Origin of the sequence: Paenibacillus amylolyticus, assembly GCF_051136285.1 — a bacterium.
Classification (GTDB): domain Bacteria; phylum Bacillota; class Bacilli; order Paenibacillales; family Paenibacillaceae; genus Paenibacillus; species Paenibacillus amylolyticus_F.
The window spans coordinates 6,505,379-6,529,017 of the sequence record NZ_CP194938.1 but is presented as its reverse complement, the minus strand read 5'-3'; the positions used below and the strand labels follow the sequence as shown (position 1 = coordinate 6,529,017).

21 protein-coding genes are annotated in these 23,639 nt (G+C 45.7%); 7 read left to right on the top strand and 14 right to left on the bottom strand.

Annotated features, from left to right (window positions below):
- Positions 1-65: 65 nt before the first annotated feature.
- The 5 genes from ACR8BL_RS28495 to ACR8BL_RS28475 form a co-directional block, all read right to left on the bottom strand.
- Positions 66-1,076 carry a sugar kinase gene (locus tag ACR8BL_RS28495; protein ID WP_434752956.1) on the bottom strand — a complete coding sequence of 337 codons (1,011 nt, stop codon included), beginning with the start codon at positions 1,074-1,076 and terminating at the stop codon, positions 66-68.
- A 1-nt stretch (position 1,077) separates the two neighbouring features.
- Positions 1,078-1,281 carry a hypothetical protein gene (locus tag ACR8BL_RS28490; RefSeq protein WP_434750645.1) on the bottom strand — a complete coding sequence of 68 codons (204 nt, stop codon included), beginning with the start codon at positions 1,279-1,281 and terminating at the stop codon, positions 1,078-1,080.
- Positions 1,278-2,321, bottom strand: a complete 1,044-nt coding sequence (locus tag ACR8BL_RS28485; RefSeq protein ID WP_434750644.1) for an SPFH domain-containing protein — start codon at positions 2,319-2,321, stop codon at positions 1,278-1,280. The genes ACR8BL_RS28490 and ACR8BL_RS28485 overlap by 4 nt, the downstream gene beginning before the upstream one ends.
- A 180-nt stretch (positions 2,322-2,501) precedes the next feature.
- On the bottom strand, positions 2,502-6,875 hold the full coding sequence (locus ACR8BL_RS28480) for a glycosyl hydrolase 53 family protein (protein ID WP_434756506.1): 4,374 nt from the start codon (positions 6,873-6,875) through the stop codon (positions 2,502-2,504).
- Positions 6,876-7,189: 314 nt separating this feature from the next.
- Complete coding sequence (locus tag ACR8BL_RS28475; RefSeq protein ID WP_434750641.1) at positions 7,190-7,909, bottom strand: YceI family protein; 720 nt, start codon at positions 7,907-7,909, stop codon at positions 7,190-7,192.
- A gap of 193 nt (positions 7,910-8,102) precedes the next feature.
- Between ACR8BL_RS28475 and ACR8BL_RS28470 the strand changes: the two genes are divergently transcribed.
- A complete protein-coding gene (locus ACR8BL_RS28470; protein WP_434750640.1) occupies positions 8,103-8,789 on the top strand; it encodes a response regulator transcription factor in 687 nt (228 codons plus the stop codon).
- On the top strand, positions 8,774-10,252 hold the full coding sequence (locus ACR8BL_RS28465) for an ATP-binding protein (protein WP_434750639.1): 1,479 nt from the start codon (positions 8,774-8,776) through the stop codon (positions 10,250-10,252). The genes ACR8BL_RS28470 and ACR8BL_RS28465 overlap by 16 nt, the downstream gene beginning before the upstream one ends.
- Before the next feature lie 53 nt (positions 10,253-10,305).
- Here ACR8BL_RS28465 and ACR8BL_RS28460 read toward each other — a convergent pair whose 3' ends face one another.
- Complete coding sequence (locus ACR8BL_RS28460) at positions 10,306-11,118, bottom strand: AAA family ATPase (protein WP_434750638.1); 813 nt, start codon at positions 11,116-11,118, stop codon at positions 10,306-10,308.
- A gap of 383 nt (positions 11,119-11,501) precedes the next feature.
- Between ACR8BL_RS28460 and ACR8BL_RS28455 the strand changes: the two genes are divergently transcribed.
- Both ACR8BL_RS28455 and ACR8BL_RS28450 read left to right on the top strand, forming a co-directional pair.
- A complete protein-coding gene (locus ACR8BL_RS28455; protein WP_434750637.1) occupies positions 11,502-11,654 on the top strand; it encodes a DUF1540 domain-containing protein in 153 nt (50 codons plus the stop codon).
- A gap of 192 nt (positions 11,655-11,846) precedes the next feature.
- Positions 11,847-13,304, top strand: a complete 1,458-nt coding sequence (locus ACR8BL_RS28450) for a 4-hydroxyphenylacetate 3-hydroxylase family protein (RefSeq protein ID WP_434750636.1) — start codon at positions 11,847-11,849, stop codon at positions 13,302-13,304.
- Positions 13,305-13,363: 59 nt separating this feature from the next.
- Here the strand turns inward: ACR8BL_RS28450 and ACR8BL_RS28445 are convergent, their stop codons facing one another.
- Genes ACR8BL_RS28445 through ACR8BL_RS28435 form a run of 3 tightly spaced genes read right to left on the bottom strand, consistent with a single transcriptional unit; the run spans position 13,364 to position 15,241 of the window.
- Complete coding sequence (locus ACR8BL_RS28445) at positions 13,364-13,930, bottom strand: nitroreductase family protein (RefSeq protein WP_434750635.1); 567 nt, start codon at positions 13,928-13,930, stop codon at positions 13,364-13,366.
- A gap of 46 nt (positions 13,931-13,976) precedes the next feature.
- Complete coding sequence (locus tag ACR8BL_RS28440; protein WP_434750634.1) at positions 13,977-14,783, bottom strand: hypothetical protein; 807 nt, start codon at positions 14,781-14,783, stop codon at positions 13,977-13,979.
- Between the two features lie 5 nt (positions 14,784-14,788).
- The gene (locus tag ACR8BL_RS28435; RefSeq protein WP_434756505.1) at positions 14,789-15,241 is read right to left on the bottom strand and encodes a flavodoxin; all 453 of its coding nucleotides are present in this window, start codon (positions 15,239-15,241) and stop codon (positions 14,789-14,791) included.
- Positions 15,242-15,498: 257 nt separating this feature from the next.
- On the opposite strand from ACR8BL_RS28435, the gene ACR8BL_RS28430 reads away from it, so the two are divergent.
- From ACR8BL_RS28430 to ACR8BL_RS28420, 3 genes are all read left to right on the top strand, one after another.
- Positions 15,499-16,362, top strand: a complete 864-nt coding sequence (locus ACR8BL_RS28430) for a class I SAM-dependent methyltransferase (protein WP_434750633.1) — start codon at positions 15,499-15,501, stop codon at positions 16,360-16,362.
- On the top strand, positions 16,362-17,096 hold the full coding sequence (locus ACR8BL_RS28425; RefSeq protein ID WP_434750632.1) for an RluA family pseudouridine synthase: 735 nt from the start codon (positions 16,362-16,364) through the stop codon (positions 17,094-17,096). Before ACR8BL_RS28430 ends, ACR8BL_RS28425 begins: the two co-directional genes overlap by 1 nt.
- A gap of 167 nt (positions 17,097-17,263) precedes the next feature.
- Complete coding sequence (locus ACR8BL_RS28420) at positions 17,264-17,617, top strand: MGMT family protein (RefSeq protein ID WP_434750631.1); 354 nt, start codon at positions 17,264-17,266, stop codon at positions 17,615-17,617.
- A 139-nt stretch (positions 17,618-17,756) separates the two neighbouring features.
- Here the strand turns inward: ACR8BL_RS28420 and ACR8BL_RS28415 are convergent, their stop codons facing one another.
- From ACR8BL_RS28415 to ACR8BL_RS28395, 5 genes are all read right to left on the bottom strand, one after another.
- On the bottom strand, positions 17,757-19,274 hold the full coding sequence (locus tag ACR8BL_RS28415) for a DHA2 family efflux MFS transporter permease subunit (RefSeq protein WP_434750630.1): 1,518 nt from the start codon (positions 19,272-19,274) through the stop codon (positions 17,757-17,759).
- Positions 19,271-19,717: a MarR family winged helix-turn-helix transcriptional regulator gene (locus ACR8BL_RS28410; RefSeq protein ID WP_434750629.1), complete on the bottom strand. Its 447-nt coding sequence runs from the start codon at positions 19,715-19,717 to the stop codon at positions 19,271-19,273. The genes ACR8BL_RS28415 and ACR8BL_RS28410 overlap by 4 nt, the downstream gene beginning before the upstream one ends.
- Positions 19,718-20,094: 377 nt before the next feature.
- Complete coding sequence (locus ACR8BL_RS28405) at positions 20,095-22,536, bottom strand: FAD-dependent oxidoreductase (RefSeq protein ID WP_434750628.1); 2,442 nt, start codon at positions 22,534-22,536, stop codon at positions 20,095-20,097.
- Positions 22,529-22,846 (bottom strand): ArsR/SmtB family transcription factor, encoded by a 318-nt coding sequence (locus ACR8BL_RS28400; protein ID WP_434750627.1) that lies wholly within the window; start codon positions 22,844-22,846, stop codon positions 22,529-22,531. Before ACR8BL_RS28400 ends, ACR8BL_RS28405 begins: the two co-directional genes overlap by 8 nt.
- A 225-nt stretch (positions 22,847-23,071) precedes the next feature.
- Positions 23,072-23,518 (bottom strand): MarR family winged helix-turn-helix transcriptional regulator, encoded by a 447-nt coding sequence (locus ACR8BL_RS28395; protein WP_434750626.1) that lies wholly within the window; start codon positions 23,516-23,518, stop codon positions 23,072-23,074.
- Between the last annotated feature and the right edge of the window lie 121 nt (positions 23,519-23,639).

The following is a 23,639-nucleotide window of genomic DNA, read 5'->3' as shown; positions in this document are numbered from 1 at the left end:
AATTACTGTCTGTTTGATAATTAGAAAATATAGCATAGATCCATATTATAATAAAAGAAACTCATTCATATCACCAAACGACCTCTCTTCTCCGCCAGGCCAATCGTTGCATGCACCCCCGAATTAAATTCCAGAAAATCCTGCTCCACCCCGTCGCTGAAAATAACCCCATCCTCCGGCATCTGTGAAACGATATGCAGCGGTTGCTTCGCATGAATCTGTCCAAACACGAGATTCGCCGCTGTGGTTCGACTCGGGAACGGCTCACGTACCGTAAAATATAAATAAGGGGAATCCCACGAAAATTCGTTCTTGTTCGATCCGCTCTCAGAAGCCGTTCCTTTGAAGTCAACTGCTCTTTCATCACTAGTCAGTTGCTTCCGTTCTCCCCTGTTCACATGCTGCCACGCCGCCGAACTGACAATGCCTGAAGCACCAGCCAGCACACTCTTGAACCATCCGGTCGATCCCATACCTGTAGATACAATAATGCCGCTGGATGATTGATTTTCAGTGGAGGTTCCCAATCTAACTTCATAACGAGCGGATACATGTGTCTTCCGACCAATAAACAGATCATTGACACCGTACAGAACCTGTCCGTCATTCAGCTCAACCTTGGCAAGTGTGACTTCCTTGAGCGCACGCTGCTTACGAATCACATCCGGAATAATGAAGCTTAAATCCTCCACTGTAAAAGGTAACAGCACCCCATCCCATCGCATCGGGTCTGGATTCACACCAATGAGCGGCTGCTCCGTAACATATTTCAACGTATTGGCGACCAAGCCATCCTGCCCAACGACAACGACAATATCCTGCTCTCCAAATATAAAATTCGGCACATGTTCTCGGTCAATCATCTGAACACGTCCAAGCTGGCTCAATTGCTGCTGGGCAAGCTGGATCGATTGTCGGTAACGACGGTCTTCGTCGATGTAATCACTGAAGTCTGCGCCAAGACGTTCAATGTAGAACTGCGCCTGTTGTACGGTATTGTAGCGAACAATCAATTCCTCCAGCCGGGTTCTTCGCTTGATCAGAATCAGTTTGTGCTCACTCATGGGTTCTTTCATCTTAGCCATCCGTAATCCCACCTCCCGCCTTCCCTCCAACTTGAGGAAAAGCCTTGTTAATTTTCTCGACTTGTTGACTTGTCTCGCTAACTTGTTTCACCAGATTGGCTTGAGTATCTGACCCTTTCTGACTAACTTGGCTGGATCGTATAAACCGTGTTCTGGAAGCGGATAGATTGGTTGGTTTACCCCATCCAAGAATCATCGTGCTGCCCCTCCCTTACCTCTTCCTTCTGTTGGAGCCATTAGACCCTGTAACAGATCTGGCGAGATATTCAGTTGCCCGATCTTGCCAGCATTCTCGGCCAGTTCCTGGAACGCAAGGGCAATCAGTTTATCTGAATTCATGCCCATATTGGCCATGGCTTGCAGCACATTCGGTTGAACATGTTGGAGCGAATTCATAACTGCTGCAATCTCATACGCTTTGGCGTCCGCTTCGGCATTCTTATTCGCAATCGTAAGCTCAATCAACTGCTGCTTACGCTCCTCCATCGCTGTATTAAACTGAAGCTGTTCCTGCTCCATCTCGTTCTGCTTCTGTTTCACCGAGCGTTCTGCCTGTAATTGGGTTTCCCGAATCTGTTGCTTCTTCGTCTCTACAGCAATCTCGGTATTCAGTTCATTTTCCTTCACGCGGCGTTCCTGTTCAATGGAAGCATTGCGCCGCACATATAAAGCTTCGTCCGCCTGTTTCAGAATTTCTTCCCGCGCCTGTGCTTCCAGCGCACGCATCGTTTCCTTATTAGGCAAAATAGCCAAAATGGATAGATTCATCAGCTCTACGCCCAGCTTTTCCAGCTCTTCATGCTGCGCGACCTCTCGTTTCATGCTGCTGGCGAGCCGTTCGCTGGATTGAATCGCTTCTTTTAACGGCAACTGCTCCAAATATTTCTTCGTGAGCACTTTTGCAATGGTAATCACCCGCTGATCCAGCTTGTGAGGATCGTCAGACATATATTGATTTTTACGTAAATTGTACGTGTAATTCAGGCTTTGTGTAATTTTGCTGTAGTCCATGATGCGATAGCTGAGTTGTCCCTGTAGGGTAACCGTCTGATAATCCGCTGTAATCTCCTCAAACATAAAGGGCACATCCACCGAAGATACAGGCAGTACAACCACCGAAGTCGTTGGTTCATAATAATAAAAGGATAAACCCACGCCTTCGCGCTGTACCTTGCCGTTCTTCACTTTCATAACGTATTCACTTGGTTGAAACTTTACAAATCGGAATCCAAACATGGTTTATTCCCCATTTCATAATAATGTCGTTTTGATATTATCGAAATGATAACAAATGATTTTGATATTGTCAATACGACATTAATGAATTTCATAAAAAAAGGCCGAATCATGGATTCGACCTCTTTTTATGACTTACATGTTCGTATTTCATACATTTTATAACTAAAACTGTAGCTCTTAATACATCTGTTCCAGCAATCTTGCTGCCGCAACGGCACCTTGTGCACGATTTGCAGTTTGCTTTGGAGCAAATGTGCTATCAGGCAGACCTTTTAATACCCCAAGATTTAACATGGATGCCACCGCACCTTCTGCGTACCCGGCAATGTCGGCTTGATCTTTAAACTTAAGCTGACCAGCAACTGCAGGAGCGGAGCTGTTTCCTCGTTTGGCTGCTTGCATTGCACGATACAGCATCACTGCCATATCTTCACGAGTAATACGATCATTCGCACCGAACGCTCCATCTACTCGACCTTCAACAATATTCATCGCAAGACCCATACGAACAGTCTCGGCATACCAATGATCTGGCTTCACATCCCGTGGCAGCGTAATCGAATGGTCAGGCTGACTCACATTTCCTGATATTTTAACAAGCATCTGCAAAAATTGTGCACGTGTAAGTTCACCCTGTGGATCAAAATCTGTTGCATTCATGCCTGCAAGTACACCTTTGGCATAGAGGCTCTGTACTTCCTGAGTAGCCCAGGCATGCTGCTGCATATCCGACAAAGGCACTTCAACATAGCTAATCACATAACGACCAGCTTGAATCGGCTTGAATGCAATCGTCGCCGAAGATTTATTATATTGCGAGTGCGTTACAGGTTGTAGCTCACCACCAGTCGAGATTGCATTCACAACCATCACTGTATCTTTTGTTTTCACAGGCTCTACATCAGATAAAACCACTTCAATGGCTCGATCCGACAACGAGAAAGACTTTTTGTTTAAGCTCATATCTACCTGAACAATCGGTGAGTTGCCAATCCTTGCTCGTTGTGTAGCAGACAGCATATCTACTGAACCTTCCGATACAACGACATCCAATGTGCCTGCTGTCTCGGCAATGGTCAGTGGCAATGCATGTAGCGGTATACGAATGGTCGTGTTGCCCACAACCACTTCGATGGATTGCACTTCCTCCGAACGAACCCATGTAGAGAGCTGACCTGTTGGTACTTGGAACTTCACTGTTTTGGAACTGTCTGGTACATCGGCCACCAGCTTCAATGTACGTTTGCCTGTGTCCATTGATTTCAAGGCCTGAGTAAGCTCAGTTGTACTTAGACGCACTGCATATGCGCCATCTTCTGTTGCCGTTCCTTTTACAGTAATAGAACCGCTCGCTGTTTCGCTCCCAGGTGTTGGCTGAGATGTCGTTGCCGGATTGTTCGTACTTGTTGAAGGTGCCGATGACCCGGACGGATGACTTGGCTGAGATGGCTGTCCTGTGCCCGGGTTTGTCGTCTGACGTGCCAGTTGTGCAATGGCCTCCTTCAGAAGCTGATTTGCATGAATTAGCTCTTGTTCTGAAACTTCAACATCCAGAACAAGCTGCTGAGCTTGCCCAAGCATTTTACTGAACACACTCCAACTTGAAGCTGTGTAATCGGCTTGTTTCAATGCTTCCGCAGATGTAACGGTTGATTTCAAAGCGGTTTTGTCAGCCGGGAAGGTACCATAAGCTTCAAATTCCATGAATCCAACCCAATTGGAACCCGCGGTAATGGTCACACGAACGTAACGCCCCTCTGTTCCCTCAGGGAGAACGTGACTTGGGGATGTAGATACGACAACATCGCTGGTTGTATCCACTACCGTCTTGAAATGCTCATTATCGTTGGATACATCAATTCTGTATTTGATCCCGCCGCTCCACATCGACATTTCAATTTTACGGAGATTGGCAACGTGTTTAAGATCCACCGTCCACCAGGGATTTTCATTCTGTTCCCGTTCTGTCCCCCAAGACGTATTTGGATTATCGTCAATTGCACCTGACGGTGCATTGTCTTTACCGCCACCATTTCCAGCACTACTGTATGCAGTAGCGGTTTTACCTGTGGTCAAGGCTTCTAGTTTGACCAGATTTGTAAAGGCTTGTTTTAATGTATCCATTGCTTCGTTTACCTGAGATTGCACAGCAACAGCATTGTCTCTCACCTGAACTGCATGCTGCAAAGCTTGCTGTAGAACAGACCAGCTACGATGAGTATATGAAGATTCACTTTCCAACTGCATGAGCTGAATGTATTGGTGCAGCTCTGTTTTATCTACGTCAGACAAACCATTAATGGCTTCTTTAAGACGATCTGTTGCTTTATTTGCATCCGTCTGAGTAGCTCGTGAGTTAGCCTCAACGGATTTTGCATGTTCCAGTGCTTTACTGAATACACTCCATGTTGCATCCGACCAGTTATTCTGTTGAATCTTCTCTGCCTCTGCAATTGTCGCTTGAAGTGGTTCCAGTTTCGGTGTAATCACGCCGAGCTGTAACATTACATTTTCCAAAGATGCTGTTGCAGCATTGGTTTCCTCTTGACTCACACCACCTGACGTATATGCTTTGGCGTATACCCCTTTAGCTTCAACAATAGCAGGAGCCAGACTGACCCAGGTTTTTGGAGTAAAATCACCTTCCACAAGCGAGTTTGCCCGTGTCAGTGCTGCTGCCAGTTGTTGCCGATCTATCGGCATTTGTGTAAGCCCTCTTTTAAATACGTCGAGAGACCATAACGCTCTGCCCTCTTTGGAATACCCGCCATTGGCCGGATACTCATCATAATCAAACATGCCCTGATTTTCCCACGCATCGCCTGCCGTATCAATCCAGCCTACACCTGCCGGAATCCATGCAGGCTCCCAATAAAAGAAACCTGCCCCGCGATTATTGGGCACGTTGGAGATCAGATCCATAATACCCGCAATCGCATCATATTGACCTTGAATCGTTGCCGGGAACGTTGCCCCTCCAACATGGAGCGCTTGGTCCGACCCGATGATATTTCCATGCTTGTCCCCGTTTTTATAAGTGAACGGATAGGATGTTTCAGCGATGATCACATCTTTACCAAACGCTGCGGATACTTCATTCATCGTTCGCTGCACATCAGCAAATGTTCCATGCCAGAACGGGTAATAAGACAGTCCGATCATGTCATACTTCAGATCTGGTTCTGCTTGTTCCAGCTCTCCGAAGTACCATTTGATATCATTCGTCTTGCCACCTTCCGCCAGATGAATCATAATCTTCGCCGGGTCACCAACATTCCCGTTTTCCGCTTCCACTGCACGTACAGCGTCAATTCCACTTTTCAACAATGCTGCATTATCGGCAAAATTAACGCTAAGGTTCGTGCCGTTTAAAAGCCCACTGTTAATCTCATTACCGATCTGTACCATATCCGGCATAGCGCCTGCCTTGTTCATTTCCTTAACGAATTCAAAAGTATATTTGTATACCGCTCTCTTAAGTCCTTCAAAATCCAGATTCTCCCACGCTTTCGGTCTCAACTGCTGACCGGGATGAGCCCACTCGTCCGAGTAATGGAAATCCAGCAGTACCTTCAACCCTTTTTGCTTCGCACGTACAGCCATTTTGATGACATCAGCTTTATCATTATAGCCACCTGATTTTTGTGGATCATTCCACAAACGCAGACGCACATAATTGACACCGCGATCCATGAGGATATCAAGCAAGTCCCGCTCGGTGCCGTTGCTATCCAGATACTTCCCACCCTTAGCTTCAATCGCCGTAAGAGTCGAAATATCAACGCCTCTGACATAATCAGAACGATACCCTTGTACAACAACCGTTGCTACAGGCTTTTTGTCTGTCCCATATACGGCACCCGTTACAGAGAATTCACCTGATTTTTCATATTTCGATGGGTCAATGCTGTCCCAGGTTACAGGAACCAAGCCAGACTTCTTATTTGTATAGTTTGCTTTGACTTCCGCTGGCAGAATCGGCGCACTTCGTGGAAGTGTACTTAATTGAACGGAATCAAAACCGGTAATATTAGCTGGCTCCATACCCTCCGATTCCCCCCACACTTTGAACTCCAATATTTGGGGCCATGCTCCGTCCTCTTTATAAAAAGATATGTTGAGCTTAATATAACGTACATTATTTTGCTGAAAAGTCAGATCCGAAATCTGTTTTGCATCCGCATTATCCTGTTGATCGGCAACAGTAGACCATTGCTGCTGGTCAGTAGAAATTTCAAGCGAATACTTTACAACCGTATTCTCTCTCCACATGATTTCCGCTCCTGAGAGATTGTACGTGTCTCCCAGATCAATCATGACCCACTCCGGCTTTTCCGGGGTCACTCCAGCTTCAGTACTCCAATGGGTACTCAAATCGCCATCGACCAGATGTGCTTTATCGCCTCCCCACCTTTTTTCATCCGAACTCACCGTTACCGTCTTGTTCAGCGCCACATTATTTTTTGCTGCCTCCGCAGGTCTGGCGATCAGACCCAGATCACAGAATAACAACATTAAAACAAGACAGCCGCTTATGTACCTCTTATTCACTCTTGATCTCCCCTTCTCGTGTTTGTTTGTGCTTGGATCAATGAATGTATTGAATCCTCCCCATTGTAAGCGCTTCATGATCCTTAACAACACGGTATTATCGAAAGGAAACAGCAGTTATTTCAACCATGTCGAATTTTCTAACGACTGTCCTGTCTAGCCTAATCCTTATTTTCCAACCTTAGGGAGATAAGCAGAAGTCATCTTTTTTCAGCGAACCTATCAAAAGTAAAAAATCTGTTCATCCGCCCGAAGGCGAACAAAACAGATTTAGTAGCTCACTCTATTCAATTCTACGATATGGATGCGATCTATTATTTCGCCAGCTTCAATTCAAGACGAACCTGGATATCATTTTCTGTAGAGAGCACCACGGAGTGTGGATTTTTCATGCCAAAATCTTCGAACGTAACCATCGTTGTGCCTGACAGCAACACTTGATTATCTTTATAAGCCGCTTTGGCGTCAAATGTAACTTCCTTTTCAATACCTCTTACGGTAAGTGTGCCTTTCATTTTCAAATCAGCTGTCTGTCCTTCTGTCCATTCGGAAGGCATACCTTCAATTGAAGTAGCTTTAAATGTTGCTTGTGGATGTTTAGCCATATCGAAGAAGTCTGCACTTTTCACATGCTCGTCCCGCTGGCCATTACCGGAATCAATGCCTTTTATCTCGATTGTTCCTTCTGCTTTCGACTGAGCCGGGTCATCCACATTAATGGTCCATTTCCCGCTAACCTGCTCGTCCACAAAATTCACGGTCTCCTGTGATGTGGTCACTGAGAAGTATACTTTCGAACCTTGGCTGATATTCCAGTCCCCGTTCAGTTGGTCTGCTCCAACCTTTTTATTTTCCACTGCTTTTACCGTGCCGCTATCTGCGGCTGTAGTTGATGCTGCCGTACTAGCCGGAAGAACCTGCTCAATCTCAACATTGTTTCCCAGGTAACTATTTGCAAAGTAATAACCGCCTCCACCAATAATGGCTACTGCTGCTACCCCTGTAATAATCCATGTTTTAGTCTTTTTACTCATCTCTATAATTCCTCCAGTACAGTATGGTTATCGTTGCTTATTGATATGGATCATAACAGTCCAATGTGTCAGGAAGAAGTCAAGATGAACTTCTTTTTCATTTTTTTTCAAAACGTGAAAACAGGATTGGCTTTATGCCTCGCCTCATGTAAAATCAGTACACAAGCTTGTCTGTGAAAGGAGAACACCCTGTTTGAAATCTGTACTTATCGTTGAGGATGAGCAGGCAATCGCACGTGTTTTGGCTGCCTATCTGAGAAAAGCTGAATTTGAAGTTCATCATGCAGCGGATGGCCAGGCTGCTTTAGCCCTTTTCGATTCTGTAAATCCTTCCATCGTATTATTAGACATCATGCTTCCCGGGATGGACGGGTGGGATCTGCTGCGAATTTTTCGAGAAAAGAGTGCTTGTCCCGTCATTATGTTAACCGCACTGGACGATATCACAGATCGACTCAATGGTCTGAATGCCGGTGCTGATGATTATATGAGTAAACCGTTTGTACCCGAGGAGGTGGTCGCACGCGTCAATGCTGTACTGCGGCGGAACCCACACTGGACTTCCGGTAGTCAGGACAGGCGTTCCTTTGGCAACCTGGTCATTGATCTTGCTTCCAAGCAAGTCCTGCTGAATGGCGCAGAGGTTGCACTTACACCACGTGACCTGTCTCTGCTTATTTTTCTATCCGAATATCCCAACCGCACGTTCACGAGAGATCACTTGATTGAACAAGTATGGGGCTTGGACTATGAGGGCAGTGATCGGGCTGTAGATTTATCGATCAAACGACTGCGTCAGGCACTCTCCCACTGGGCAACAGACACAGGAGAAATCCGGACACTGCGAGGAATGGGGTATCAATTTTGGATCGCCAACTGACATCAACCAAACCAAAGCGAACGACCTCTATTTTGTCACACTGGACACTGCGCTACTTCCTGATTTTGTGTATCGGCTTCTCGGTGATTGCAGCTGGTGCACTCTATTGGATACGGACAACTTCTATCGAAAAAAGTTTAAAAACAGCTGAGTTGCTTGGTTGGGAGATTGCCGATCGAGTGACAGTAAAGAATCACCAACTTCAAGTTCCACCTGATCTGAGTACCGTTGTAAGCAGTCGTGAGAAACTTTTTAATACCGATCAGTATTTTTGTGTCATGGTACTGGACAATAACAACAAGCTGATTTTCTCTCAGCCTGAAATGGTGCAAGATGATGTCTATTATCGACTCTCCGATGATTTTCTTGAACCGCGTAATAGCAAATATGCTGGTGTAACGGTGGATATTACAGATGGCAATCAAACACTTGGGAAAGTATGGGTCATGCAGTCCAAACAATCCATCACGTTCAGTCCTGAAACGCTATGGCTTGTTGTTCTGATTTTTGGAGGCCTTATTCTCTGTGGTTGGTTTACAATTTACCTGTTGTCCAGTAAGTTATCGAGACCCATTCGTCAGGTTGCTTATGCGGCAGAGCAAATTCGCGGTGGTAATTACGATGTAAGCCTTGATATTAAAACACGGGAGCGGGAGATGACTGAGCTTGTAAGCTCCTTTGGCGATATGGCAACACGTCTGCGGCAGCTTGAAGAATGGCGTACACTTTCTCTTGCGGGAGTTAGTCATGAACTCAAAACACCTGTCACCTCAATCAAAGGACTAGTAATGGCTGTACGGGACGATGTGGTCAGCCCGCAGGAAGGCAAAGAATTTCTGGATATCGCCCTGAAAGAATCCGAACGCATGGAGCGGATGATTGCTGATCTGCTGGATTATAATGCCATGACCGCCGGGAGTGTCACTGTTCGTAAAGAAAGAACCGATCTGAAGCTGTTGGTCGGGGAGATCATTTACCAATGGAAAATAGCGTATGAAGAACATACGCCCGAGGTTCAGCTGCATGCGCCGCCTGGCGCACTATATGTAATGGGTGATGCACTCCGTATCCAGCAGATTATTGTGAACCTGCTTAATAACGGACTTCATGCCACTACGCCAGGCCATCAATCTGTATTCCATATACATTTGCATGTAGAGGAAGACATGTTACATGTCGATGTGCAGGATAACGGCACGGGGATTTCCATTGAAGATCAGCCTAACATATTCGAACGATTCTATCGGGGAGAGCTGAAAAAACGTCGCAATCGCGGTTTGGGTCTTGGATTAACCTACAGCCGCCTTCTGGCGCAGGAGCAAGGCGGTGAGTTAGCCCTCGTATCCAGCAGTCCGGAAGGAAGTACGTTTAGATTAAGCCTGCCACGCTGGGTTTCTCAGCAACAAGTACTTATGCCGGATAAAACCTATCGTTCACCTGTCAAAGCGAAGTCCGCATTGTAATAAAAAAGAACCCGGCATTCCTTATGAGTAAGGAAGCCGGGTTTGTTCTACTTTTATCCTTGCAGCACTCGTGGCCTGTATTCCTCGTAGGCATCAGAGATCAGCTGTTTATGCAAAGCACTGCTGCCAATAATCGCTTTACGCTTCGCTTTTAACACAATCTGTTCCACATCTGCATAACTACAGCCAGCCAAACGTTCACAGATGTAATCCTCCAGCCTGTTTTCCTGTTCAAATGATCCCACCAGTTTGCTAATATACTTCCTGCGGTTCTCTTCATCCGGCATGCCGTAAGTCATCTTGGTATCAAATCGGCGCCAGATCGCATGATCCAGCTGTGTTTCCAGATTCGTGGCAGCCACCAAGATGCTATCTCCTTCGAATTCATCCAAACATTGCAACAGGGTGTTCACTACCCTTGCCATTTCTTTGACTTCGTCGTTACTCTCCCGTGTCCGGCCGATCGCATCAAATTCATCCAGAAACAAGACACAAGGATTAAGGCGAGCATATTCAAATAATTTGCGTACATTACTGCCTGTTTCCCCCAGATGGCTGTGGATGAGCGCATCCAGCCTTACCAATACAAGTGGCAGCTCCAGTCTCTGTGCCAGATACGATGCGGTTAATGTTTTTCCTGTACCCGGAGGACCAAACATCACCATTTTATTCGGAATGGATACATCATGCTCTCTGAACTTTTCCTTCATTCCCAGGATAGTAATGAACTCTTCAACAATACGTTCGTTCTCAGTCGAGAAGACAATATGTTGTGCTCTTCGTCTACATTCCTTTGGGGTGTAAAATGCTGCCATATCAATTCCCTTCGCACGAGGAATTCGGTTTGTGTTATTCATTTTGCTCATGTGTATGTGTAGCTCCTTCAAGAAAAATATACATCTGTATTATCATTTTTCAATACCTTATTTTCCATAATGTTTGCTTGCTATTGTTTCTTTATTTAACATCGGATTTTAATCGTAATTTTTACTATTAAATAATATCATAGTGATGCCATTTTGCAAAGTGTGCAATCCTTGTCTGCGTTGAAAACTCTTATGCGTCAGCGTTTGGTTGCAGCGGCCAGGAAAATTTGCTATTCTGAAAGTGCATCGTTGTGTACAACACAAAAAAGCCCTCCAGTTTCATGAGAGCGTGAAAATTGTTCCAGATTAGCAAGCGGCAACTTGTGTATCCGGATCTCTTTGTACCAACGAATGTAAATCCAACTACAAGTGAGGTTACAATCATGGCAAAAGACGTATTGTGTGAAGTGAATTCCTGTCGTCACTGGGCTCAAGAAAACAAGTGTAGTGCATCTTCAATCTACATCGTGAGCCACGCTTCCAAAGAAACAAGTGAGTCTGCTGAAACAGACTGCAAAACGTTTGAAGTCAAATAAATAAAACTGTTTCATTCAAGGAGCCCTCTGGGGTTCCTTTTTCTTTATTTATTTTAGCAAGAATGATAATTATTATCAAGCCCTTGATTCAAATTTTTCACCCTGGGTCTGTAGCACACAGAACAGCTGCCTTACGTAGAATAGGGATAGAAATGAATGTGCTCATGAACCATGACCAAGAGGTGAAGAATAATGCCCGTTAAAACTGGCCTACAGTATTGTGAACGAATTAACGCCCAAACCGTACCCTGCTGGTATAAAGGAGAACTGCTTACCGGTAAACGCTCCGAGCATATCGCCTTCTCCGGCTTGATGAAAACCCAGATGAATATGTATGATCTACAGTCTGATCCACAGCTGGCAGAACGAATGACGTACGCGTCCCCGACCGATGGCAAACCTGTAGGCATGTCCTTCCTGCCTCCAACCCATGTCAACGATCTTCGTAGACGACGTGAAGCCATGACCATATGGGCGCAGGCCCATCACGGTTTTCTGGGACGTTCGCCTGACTACATGAACACCGCAATTATGGCGTTTTTTACTGCAGCCGACCTATTGACTGAACTTTCTCCCCAATACGCTGACAATCTAAAAAATTATTATGCCTATTGCCGCGACAATGACATTACGCTATCTCACGCCTTCATTCAGCCGCATGCGAGTAAAATTTCAGGACAGTTGGACGCCACAGAAGATGCCATTGCTGCCAAGGTTGTCGATCGGACAGATGAAGGGCTCATTATTAATGGTGCGTTTATGATGGCAACACAGGCCGCCACGTCAGACGAAATTTTTGTCTACCCTTCGCCTTCCCCTGCACCTTTCGATGACGAGAACCCGTTTGCTTTTTCTTTTGCCGTTCCCAATGACTCACCAGGCATCCGTCTGATCTGCAGAGATACGTACGCCGCAGCATCGAATTATAATTATCCCTTAAGCTCCAGGTATGAGGAAATGGACAACATCGTTATTTTTGACCATGTGCTTGTGCCACATGACCGTATCTTTTTTGCGGGTAATGAGAAGATGTCTTCCACTCTTTTCAGTCAAAGTAACTTCCATATTCACGCCGGACATCAGGTGTTATGCCGTTACATTGCCAAAACTGAATTTGTGCTCGGTACAATCCAACTGCTAACGGATACACTGGATCTGAAAAACGAAGCCCATGTGGTGGAGAAGACAGCACGTGCTCTCGCAGGTCTTGAATCGTTAAAAGCACTCGCGCTCGCTGCGGAAGCAGGTGCTGTACCAGATGGAAGGGGATATATCCTTCCAGCCCCCAAACCGCTGATGGCAGCCAATTTTCTATATCCGAAGCTTTATCCTGAAATGATCGAGATTTTGCAGTTGCTCAGTTCCAGCGGCATGATCATGGTTCCTCAGGAAGAGGATTTCCACTCCGGTTCAGCTGAATCATTAAACGTTTACCTCAAAGGCTCAGATATGGAATCCAGACAACGTAATTCATTGTTCCGCTTGATTTGGGAACTTGGTGCGGGATCTTTTGGAGGCAGACAGACACAGTTCGAGCGATTTTTCTTCGGTAATGCCATTACTGTCTCAAACCGCTTATATTCAGCCAGCTTGAGGGATGACTCGCAGAGAGAACGCGTTCGCCAGTTCCTCGGCAATTTTGCACGGTAGCATGTGTACAACAACGCAGTGAGTACAATGGGCAACGACGATGTCAAACTCGTTGCCCTTCACACCAAATGGTCATATACCGTCATGAGTTCAGATGCGGGTCTGCCTTCCGCCACACCGGGTAATCCGCACTGCTCTCCGTAACCGATGTGAAATACACCCAGCACCCTTTCATTTGATGTAAGTCCCATCAGGTTCATGAACACCGGATGCTGCTGATAATCATTCATCTTCCAGACGGCATGTAACCCTTGTTCAGCAGCCAGAATGCAGAATCGCTTGCTCCATGCCTTCGCGGGCAGGACATGATCCTCCGGGGTGTTGGTGGGGGCGACCACAACCAGGTGAGCAGGGATAGCTTCCGTATATTGGTGCGCCGCCCAGCTTCCATGGGAATCCGCAAGATGAGGTGGATAGCTCTGTCTGACAGCTTCCATATAAAGCTTCCGCCCTTCACCAGAGAACAGCATAAAACGCCAAGGTGCCGGACTCATCACATATAAAGATGGATCAGCTTCATCCAGCAGTGTTCTTATGACAGATTGAGGTACGGGTATGGAGCTAAATTCATACATTCCTGATCTTCTTTTTCCATGGCTTGTATCTTGCCTGAATACAGTCGTCACCTGCGTCCCTCCTCCGAAATAGATGCTCTTTCACTTCCTTGAAATGTTACATTAACCACGATTTTTGAGGCTTGGTCCCTTCGGCTCTCCACCGATCCACTTCTTCATGCACACGGATTTTGTCCCTTGATGTAAAGTGCTCCGACACTTGCTCCTCAGCTTTCGGCATGCTGTCCCGTACCAGACGGATATAATCCATGGAACGCTGTAATGATCGGCGACTCGGAATATACCTGATCTTACGACCTTCCAGCAGACAATAAATTTCAATCATGCCAGGCAACTTGCCAAATGCTTCCCAGCAAAATACACTGACCATATGCTGAAAGGCTTCCACAACGTTGGCGTCGTACACCACCATATATTTCTGAATGAGTAGTGTGTCCCAGCCTTCCGGCTGCCACGCTGCCTGAAAGATGATCGACAGAGACATCTGTAAAGAAGGTACTTCTGTTTTCCATTGTTCAAACAAAATAGTTGGTCGTTTCAAGTCATCATTTGCCGAAATGGTGAGGGATATTTCATCGATCATTTTCTGTTTTACATCCCAATAGTGAAGAACGGAATCAAAACCATCGGTTTTTCTAGGCCACCATTTTTCGAGTACATACTGAATCGGGATTTCTTTACGTACTTCAGGGTCTACACTGTAAAAGTGATTAATAGCGTGGCTCACCGCATATTGTACGCGATGTCTCCATTGCAGCACTTGGTGCTGCTCAGCCGAAGGTTCAGGGCGGATGAACCGGTGCGGGCTGCGCAGCATCTCTTCCAGCTTATAGTCTTCAAGCAAACGTTCGGGAAGCGCATTGTCCCCCTGAGCCGTTGCAGTACAGGCATCACGCTGCAGCATTTCGATCAGGATACCTGCGCATCAGCAGTAACAAAACGTCTGCCGAAATCCCGGCACGTTTCTTTTTCCTGCTCCAGCGGGCTGTATTCAATTTTCAACATCTCTGGTGATACTTTCGCCCCGCGCTCCTGTAACTTCTCCGCTGTGAGATCAACAGCCCCGCAAAATTGTTCATAGGATGTATCACCGCTTCCGAAGACCGCAGCTCTCTTTCCATTCAGATCAAGCTCATCCAGTTCTTCATAGAAGTCCAGGAATTCATCTGGCAATTCGCCATCTCCCCACGTATAGACACCAATCATAAAACCGTCATAATTTAAAATATCTGCGGCATTGAAGTCGGTAACAGACTTCAGGTCAACCTCATGACCACCCTGTGTTATGCCTTCCACAATGAGCTCCGCAATCTCTTCTGTATTCCCTGTCATACTGGCGTAAGCCACTAACCATTTAGCCATCTATTGTCCCTCACTTTAGTTTCGTTATGTTCATCGGAGTTCTCTGGAAGCTTCTCCGGATCGTTTAAATCTTACCCTATCGAAATCATAAGTGATAATGATTATCATTGTCAAATTAATTTTAATCAGATCTTCATTATATGATGTGCGGAAATTCGTCCGTACATTGCCCAAATCCCCTGAGGCTAACTGGCGTACAGCCCCTTTTTTGTTGTACAATAGTATCCAAATGAATTTTGAAGGATGGATAAACCACTATGTACGTAGCTAAGAACTGGAAAGACTATGAAGTGATTGATACTGGAGGCGGCGAAAAGCTGGAGCGCTGGGGAGATGTCATCTTGCGTAGACCTGATCCACAGATCATCTGGCCGCTTGAACAAGAAACCCATGAATGGCGTGAAGCTCACGGTCATTATCATCGCAGCTCTTCCGGCGGCGGTAACTGGGATATGAAAAAACCGATTCCTGAGCGCTGGACGATCGGATACGAAAACCTTAAATTCCATATTAAACCAACTAGCTTCAAACATACGGGACTGTTCCCTGAACAAGCCGCCAACTGGAGCTGGATGATGGATAAAATCTCCAATGCAGGTCGACCCATCTCTGTTCTGAACCTGTTTGCATACACAGGCGGAGCAACGGTTGCAGCGGCTTACGCTGGGGCTTCCGTTGTACACTGCGATGCAGCTAAAGGTATGGTGCAATGGGCCAAAGAAAATATTCAATTATCCGGACTTGCTGATCGTCCGGTTCGTTTCATCACCGATGATGTGTTCAAATTCGTACAACGCGAGCAACGCCGCGGCAACAAATACGATGCGATTATTATGGACCCTCCTTCCTACGGACGTGGCCCGAACGGCGAGACATGGAAACTGGAGGAAAACCTCTATCCTTTCCTGAAGTCCTGTATGACAATTCTTTCGGACAACCCGTTGTTTATGCTCGTAAATTCCTATACGACTGGCATCTCTTCCACGGTACTGCGCAACATGCTGACGATGACGATGTCTGCCAAGTATGGTGGAGAGATTACAGCAGGAGAGATCGGATTGCCGATCACACGCAGCGGTCTGGATCTGCCTTGCGGTATTTTGGGCCGCTGGGAGTCCTGATGATGTCCATTGATGTGCCAAAAGGTGGAGACATCGAAATTTTGTTTGAGGATAATCATCTGCTCGGCATCACGAAACCAGTGAATGTTCCTACTCAGGAAGACGCATCTGGTGATCCCGATCTGCTCTCTTTACTGAAACAGGATCTGAAAGAACGTTATAACAAACCCGGCAATGTGTATTTGGGATTGGTACATCGTCTGGATCGCCCCGTTGGGGGAGCCATGATCTTTGCTAAAACTTCCAAAGCGGCTTCACGTTTGTCCGAAACGGTGCGTGGACGTCACTTCCGTAAAATCTATGCTGCCGTTGTTCACGGTCAATTGCCGGCACGTAAGGGCACATTGAAGCACACCCTGCTGAAAGATAGCAAAACGAACACCGTAACCGCTGTGCCCAAAGGTACTCCTGGCGGTAAAGATGCTGTTCTGGACTACGAGGTCATCGGGGAAACTGATCGTTACAGCCTGGTTCATATCGAACTGCATACGGGTCGATCTCATCAGATACGTGTGCAAATGAAAGAAGCTGGCTGTCCACTATTCGGTGATCAGAAGTATGGCGCCAAAATGAACAAACCAGGGCAGCAGATTGCGCTCTGGTCTGTCATCGCAGCGTTCCCGCATCCGGTCACCAAAGAGGAAATTGTGCTGCAATCCCTGCCTGCACGAGAATTCCCTTGGGCTGAATGGCCTTTGAATATATACGAGCAAGCTTTCACATTGAAGATATAAACTGCATATAAGCAGATTGGGTTAACTAGAAGCAGTAGCTGTCTGCACCTGTAACTTGTCGTTCGGATGCTACATCCGGGCGGCACTTTTTTTAATCAAAAAAATCATATAATAACTCTTCTATCTGCGTTCATTATTTTAGACTTCAAAGACAGGAGCCGATATTCATGACCCCGTTCACACAACAGGTTGTTGCAATGATTTCCTCGATACCTGAAGGGAGAGTGATGACTTACGGACAGATTGCAGCTCATGCAGGAAGCCCGAGAGCGGCAAGACAAGTGGTTCGTATTCTGCACTCCATGAGCCGTAAGGAACGTCTACCCTGGCACCGGGTCGTCAATGCAAAAGGACAACTCTCCATACCCGACGAAGAATCACGCATGATGCAGGAAACCGAGCTTGTCAGTGAAGGCGTGGAATTTCAGCTCGATGGAAGCATAGATCTCAAGGTCTTCGGTCATGATCCTGGACCAGACTTGCTGCATGATTTGACTTCAATCAAAGACGAGGATGAGTAACAACTTATATATTATTTTGCTTAGCGATATTTCGTTTGCCAAACCAAAAAGAGAACTCTCGCTACCCGTAGAAGATGTCTCCTACCGATAGCCGAGAGTTCTCTTTATCTTATTGATTCGTTGAAAATTTTAAATCTAATTAAGCTGTTGCTACATTTTTAGCCTTTTCCTTCTCTGCGTTTACTGGCTCGGAAGCCGGTTTCGTTTTCCGAATGAAGAAAGCCATAATCAGGGCTGCAATCGTCATATAGGTTGCCACTGTGAAGGCATAGTTAACACCATAGATCGTTGCATCTGCGGTAGCAGCCAGTACCGCTGTTTTGTTGTTCGGGTCAACTGTACCCGTAGCCATCGTTTCCGCTAGATGCGTCTTGAGCTTGCTGCTCATGATCGTTACAAGAATCGCTGTACCAATCGCCCCAGCCACGGTACGCAATGTGTTCGACATCGCTGTACCATGTGCATTCAGACGTTGAGGCAGTTGATTCAGACCAGCAGTCTGGATTGGCATCATGAGCATCGACATTCCGAACATACGGGCAGTGTAGATAAACATCATGTATTCATATGTGGTGTCAATCGCCAAACGGCTAAGTCCCCACGTAGTGATAGCAGTTATCGCCAGACCTGCAACCGAGAGCCAACGAGCCCCCACTTTATCGAAGATGCGACCTGTAATCGGAGACATAATCCCCATCAGAATGGCACCTGGCATCATGAGCAAGCCGGAGTCGATCGGCGAGAAACCACGAATATTTTGCAAAAAGATTGGAAGCAGAATCATCCCTGCAAACATCGCCATCGTAACAAGCATGTTAATGATCGTTGTTAAGGTGTACATGTTGTATTTGAAAATACGGAACTCCAAAAGCGGATGATCCGTCGTCAACTGACGAATAACAAACAGAAGCAGGGAAATGACACCAACGACAAGGCAGCTGATGACAACAGCACTACCCCATCCGTCTGTACCCGCATCACTAAAACCATACAGCAAACTACCAAATCCAAGTGTGGATAGAACTACGCCAACAGAGTCCAGTTTCGGCTTGGATTGACGTGTTACGTTTTTGACAAAAGCAATACCAATCGCTGTAGCGATCACGGAGAAGGGCAAAATGATGTAAAACAACAATCTCCAGGAATAGTGCTCAACGATATAACCCGACAATGTAGGCCCAATCGCTGGTGCGAGGATCATCGCAATCCCCATCGTACCCATCGCCTGTCCACGCTTCTCAATCGGGAAAATAGTCAGAAAAACAACGGTCATCAGCGGCATCAGAATACCCGCACCTGCAGCTTGAATAACACGACCAACCATAAGAATCGAGAAGTTCGGACTAAGTCCACAGACTAGCGTACCGATTGTAAATAATGTCATGGCTGTTATAAAAATTTGCCGTGTTGAGAATTTGGCAATCAAGTATGCCGTAACCGGGATTAATACCCCATTGACAAGCATGTAACCTGTAGTAAGCCACTGGGCTTTGTTCGGCCCGATGCCGAGATCCTCCATAATTTTGGGAAGAGCCACGTTCATCAGGGTCTGGTTCAAAAATGCCACAAAGGCACCAATCAACAAGGCCGCTACAATGGGGCCTTTCTTGATGTTGTCCATCGCGGAGGACGGAGCTGTAGCAGTTGATGTGCTCATAAGTTGTTCATCTCTCTTCCTTGTAACTTTTCAATCATCAGACTATGAGTGCGAAGCAGGTGCTCAAGATCTTCCTTCGGAATCTCCAAAATAGGTGATACACGTTCCATCCACAAATGTTGTGTCTCATGCTGAGCCTTCTCTCCTTTGGCTGTAATCTGCAGCATGACAGAGCGGCGGTCTGCATCAGAACGTGTTCGCACGATGTATTCGCCTTTAACAAGGCGTTCTACAACAGCGCTCATCGAGCTACTGCCCATATGGCACAGATCAGCAACATCATTAATCCCAAGAGAAGGTCGCTCTTTGAGAATGGATAACACCATAAATTGGATCGAAGTCAGCTCGATCTCCTTGTTTTCATTCCAGAATGCCCGGAAAAGCATCTGATTCACTTGTCGAAATGAGTTGATAATGTAAAATACTTCGTACGTATCCGTCATTGTTTCACCCTTTTACTTATGGAATATAATATTTCGTACACGAAATATCAGGGGAACAATTACTTATTATAACAAAAATATTTACATAGTCAACTCTTTACATATGATATTAAAAAAATAATATTAGGACATATTATTTTTGATATATACAATATATAAGCACACTTCGTAGCAGCTAATCAAATCGATTGTAGCTTTTCCCTGAAAATTGAGATTATGCAACAATAGTCTTGATCTTTGACTTTGCTCTAGTTCTTGGGTTAGAAAAAAACCTCCATTCCACTTGAAGTGAAATAGAGGTTTAGTTGAAATTATATTTTTATTGAAGTGCTCAACGAGAGGCTTTTGAACAAAAATTTGTGCTTGAACCAGAAAATTTATATAAACAAATTATGATTCGCTTGATCCGCCTGTCCGAGATAATAACCAACGCCGCCAATGACTGCCTGATCCATCAATTCCTCACGTTGTATGCCCATCAGATCCATCGACATCTGACAAGCTACGATCTCAACGCCTTGTGCGATAGCCGATTGCATGAGTTGTTCCAGCGAAGCGACATTATTTTTTTTCATCAGACCTCGAATCATCTTTGATCCGGCACCGAACATATTCATTTTGGAGAGTCCGAGTTTCAGGCTGTTGCTTGGCAGCATCAGATCAAACATACGTGCCATGCCTGTTTTGACAGGTGCCTGCTGCATCTCTTGCTTGCGAATGATATTTAAACCCCAGAAGGTAAAAAACATCGTTACTTTACGCCCGCTGGCTGCTGCTCCGTTGGCAATAATAAATGAGGCAATCGCCTTATCCAGTTCACCACTGAATACAACCATTGTACTGGCTTTTTCATGTTGGTGTGAAGGGTTTATAACTGTTGAAGTATTCTTAGACAAAACCGCCTCAATTACACCGCCCTTGTCACGCTCCAGCTTGAGAACGTCAGACCCGGACAGGGTTGCCCAAGCCTTCACATCCTCATAGAATCCCGGATCGGAAGCTTTCACCCGCAATGTCTGTCCATCCATCAACTGATCCATCTTTTGTTTAACCTCAATCAAAGGGCCGGGGCAACTCAAACCACATACGTTCAGTTCATTATCAATCCGAAGCTCGTTAGAGGATTCTGTATGCATTTCTTTCTTTTCCTTAGTTGATAAGGTTGCGGGTTTGAATTGTGCCTGACGATACGTTTTATAACCTCCACTCAAGTTTTTCACCTCATATCCATGCTGACGCAGAATTTGACTAGCGGTATAACCACGGAGTCCTACCTGACAATAAACCCAGATCACTTTAGCAACATCCAGCTCACTAAGACGCTGACGAAGTTCATCTACCGGAATAGACATCGAACCTGGAATGTTTCCGTTTCGGTGTTCCAGATCACTCCGGACATCCAGCAATATGGATTGTTGAGGATCACGCTCCGCCAGCTGGTCATACGTGTAAGTGTGCACACGACCGTCGATGATGTTTTCGGCAGCATAACCGATCATATTAACCGGGTCTTTTGCCGATGAATAAGGTGGTGCGTAGCTCAGTTCAAGTTCCGTCAGATCTTTTACATTACCTCCATAACGAATCGCCACCGCAATATCATCGATTCGTTTGTCCACACCTTCGTAACCAACTGCTTGTGCACCTAAAATTTTCCCTTCAGGAGTGAAGAGCAGTTTCAACGTAACTGCACTGGAACCTGGGTAATAGGAAGCATGTGATGCCGGGTGTACCGTAACCGTACGATAGTCCTTCTGCATTCGTTTGAGCGTTTTTTCATTGCTGCCCGTAGATGCTCCCGTTAACCCAAACACTTTGATGATCGACGTTCCTTGAGTGCCTTTGTACGTGGTTGAAAGACCTGCGATCTGATCCGCAACGATTCTTCCCTGTTTGTTCGCAGGCCCTGCAAGCGGGATGGCTGTCTGCGTCCCATGAATGTAATCCTTCACTTCAATGGCATCGCCTACCGCATAGATATGTGGAACACTACTCTCCATCTTTTCATTGACAAGAATGTGTCCACGCGAACCGAGAGCTACTCCGCTGTCCTGCAAAAATGAGGTGTCTGGTGTAACACCAATAGCCAGAATGACCAGATCAGCTGATAACACAAGGCCGTCCGACAGTTCTACACCAATTCCTTGTTCCAACGTACGGAAACCTTGAACTCGCTGCGAAAATAAAAGTTTTACACCATTCTGCTCCATCTCTTGAGCCATTGCAGCTGCCAGTTCAGGATCAAAAGGAGTTAACACCTGATCATTACCTTCAATCAAAGTTACATCAAGGCCTGCTTCCCTCAAATTCTCAGCCATCTCCACACCAATAAATCCGCCACCTATAACAATGTAACTATGGTTGTTATCAGAATTTATTTGTTCTTTGATTCGATCGATATCCGGAATGTTTCGCACCGTATAGATCAGTGGATTCTCTTTACCTGGCAGTTCCGGCACCATTGGACGAGCACCGGGCGACAAAATTAGTTCATCATAACTTTCTTCGTACAAGCCACGTTCAGCACTTCGAACTTGCACGGTGCGTTTGTTTGAATCTACAGCGATGACCTCACTCAGTGTTCGAACATCGATATTGAATCGATCCTCCATTCCTTTCGGTGTCTGTACAAGTAGTCGTGCACGTTCTTCAATCGTTCCTCCAATGTAATAAGGCAAACCGCAGTTGGCAAATGAGATATATGGCCCTTTTTCAAACATAATAATCTCGGCATGTTCGTCCAGACGCCGAAGGCGTGCAGCAGCAGAAGCTCCTCCTGCAACACCTCCCACAATCAATACTTTTTTAGTTTTACTCATCTTCGCATTCATCCTTTCCAAATAAAATCATGACCAACTGTTCTACACGCGGATCGGCGAGCACGTAATTAACTTCAAGCCCATTCCGCTCCGTCGCTACAATACCTGCACTACGAAGCTTCTGCAGATGCTGCGACACCGTTGATTGCGGAAGATCCAAACATTCCTGCATATATGAAACATTACATTTCTTTTTACGCATCAATCCACGAACGATACATAAACGCACGGGGTGAGAAAGTGCCTTGAGAAATTCTGCTGGTTCGTCAAACTGTTTTAAATCCTTCCGATCAAAAGCTGGCAAATCCAAAATGACCCCTCCTAAAACGTTATATTGCAATATTACGATATTACGATTCAGTTGTCAATTCTATGTTTGTGAAAAAGGAAATACACCATGAACATTTAACTTTGTTTGCTGATTTTTTTATGAAAAGTATGACTCCATACAAACAAACTCCCGGCCTAAAAAGCCAGGAGTTTGTTCAGTGAAGCTGGTATTCATTTATCACTGTAATTAGAGTTATTCATGATCTTAACCCGAACTGGTTAAAACAGGCTCTTGCAACTTCGTTTTGGGCGCCGTCATTTTCCCAAGTAGATAGATGAGCAGTTGTTGATTGTGCATCGAAATGTTGCTCAGAACGGAATTCATAAACTCGTTGCGTATGGTAACGCCACGCTTTGTTTCCATTCTTCCCTTGTCTGACAGCGAAACCCATACAATTCGCCGATCCTGGTTATCGCGTTCTCTGCATATGAGACCATTTTTCTCCATACGATCCAGTAGCATCGTTACAGCAGCAGGCGTTGTCGCTAGAAATGGAATCAGATCGGACGGTTTCATCTTCTCGTGATCCCCAAGCACCTCCAACACGGCAAGTTGAGCCTCTGTTAATGATGGGGCCAATTCCTGATCCATATGCAATTTATAATCCTTCGTTAATCTGAACCAACACTTGGCGAAATCGGAATTATACATGTAATATCACTCCTCCCGGCAACAGATAATCATTTCATTTGCTTAAGTTTTCGCGCTTCAAAGCTGCATTCCTGCTACATTTTTTCATTTTCCCAGCGATCGACTGTAATCGACGAAGGTT

Coding starts and splice junctions, on each gene's coding strand:
- ACR8BL_RS28495 (WP_434752956.1), bottom strand. CDS start 1,076: ATGAAAGAACCCATGAGTGAGCACAAACTGATTCTGATCAAGCGAAGA.
- ACR8BL_RS28490 (WP_434750645.1), bottom strand. CDS start 1,281: ATGATTCTTGGATGGGGTAAACCAACCAATCTATCCGCTTCCAGAACA.
- ACR8BL_RS28485 (WP_434750644.1), bottom strand. CDS start 2,321: ATGTTTGGATTCCGATTTGTAAAGTTTCAACCAAGTGAATACGTTATG.
- ACR8BL_RS28475 (WP_434750641.1), bottom strand. CDS start 7,909: ATGAGTAAAAAGACTAAAACATGGATTATTACAGGGGTAGCAGCAGTA.
- ACR8BL_RS28460 (WP_434750638.1), bottom strand. CDS start 11,118: ATGAGCAAAATGAATAACACAAACCGAATTCCTCGTGCGAAGGGAATT.
- ACR8BL_RS28455 (WP_434750637.1), top strand. CDS start 11,502: ATGGCAAAAGACGTATTGTGTGAAGTGAATTCCTGTCGTCACTGGGCT.
- ACR8BL_RS28450 (WP_434750636.1), top strand. CDS start 11,847: ATGCCCGTTAAAACTGGCCTACAGTATTGTGAACGAATTAACGCCCAA.
- ACR8BL_RS28440 (WP_434750634.1), bottom strand. CDS start 14,783: ATGCTGCAGCGTGATGCCTGTACTGCAACGGCTCAGGGGGACAATGCG.
- ACR8BL_RS28435 (WP_434756505.1), bottom strand. CDS start 15,241: ATGGCTAAATGGTTAGTGGCTTACGCCAGTATGACAGGGAATACAGAA.
- ACR8BL_RS28430 (WP_434750633.1), top strand. CDS start 15,499: ATGTACGTAGCTAAGAACTGGAAAGACTATGAAGTGATTGATACTGGA.
- ACR8BL_RS28425 (WP_434750632.1), top strand. CDS start 16,362: ATGATGTCCATTGATGTGCCAAAAGGTGGAGACATCGAAATTTTGTTT.
- ACR8BL_RS28420 (WP_434750631.1), top strand. CDS start 17,264: ATGACCCCGTTCACACAACAGGTTGTTGCAATGATTTCCTCGATACCT.
- ACR8BL_RS28415 (WP_434750630.1), bottom strand. CDS start 19,274: ATGAGCACATCAACTGCTACAGCTCCGTCCTCCGCGATGGACAACATC.
- ACR8BL_RS28410 (WP_434750629.1), bottom strand. CDS start 19,717: ATGACGGATACGTACGAAGTATTTTACATTATCAACTCATTTCGACAA.
- ACR8BL_RS28405 (WP_434750628.1), bottom strand. CDS start 22,536: ATGAGTAAAACTAAAAAAGTATTGATTGTGGGAGGTGTTGCAGGAGGA.
- ACR8BL_RS28395 (WP_434750626.1), bottom strand. CDS start 23,518: ATGTATAATTCCGATTTCGCCAAGTGTTGGTTCAGATTAACGAAGGAT.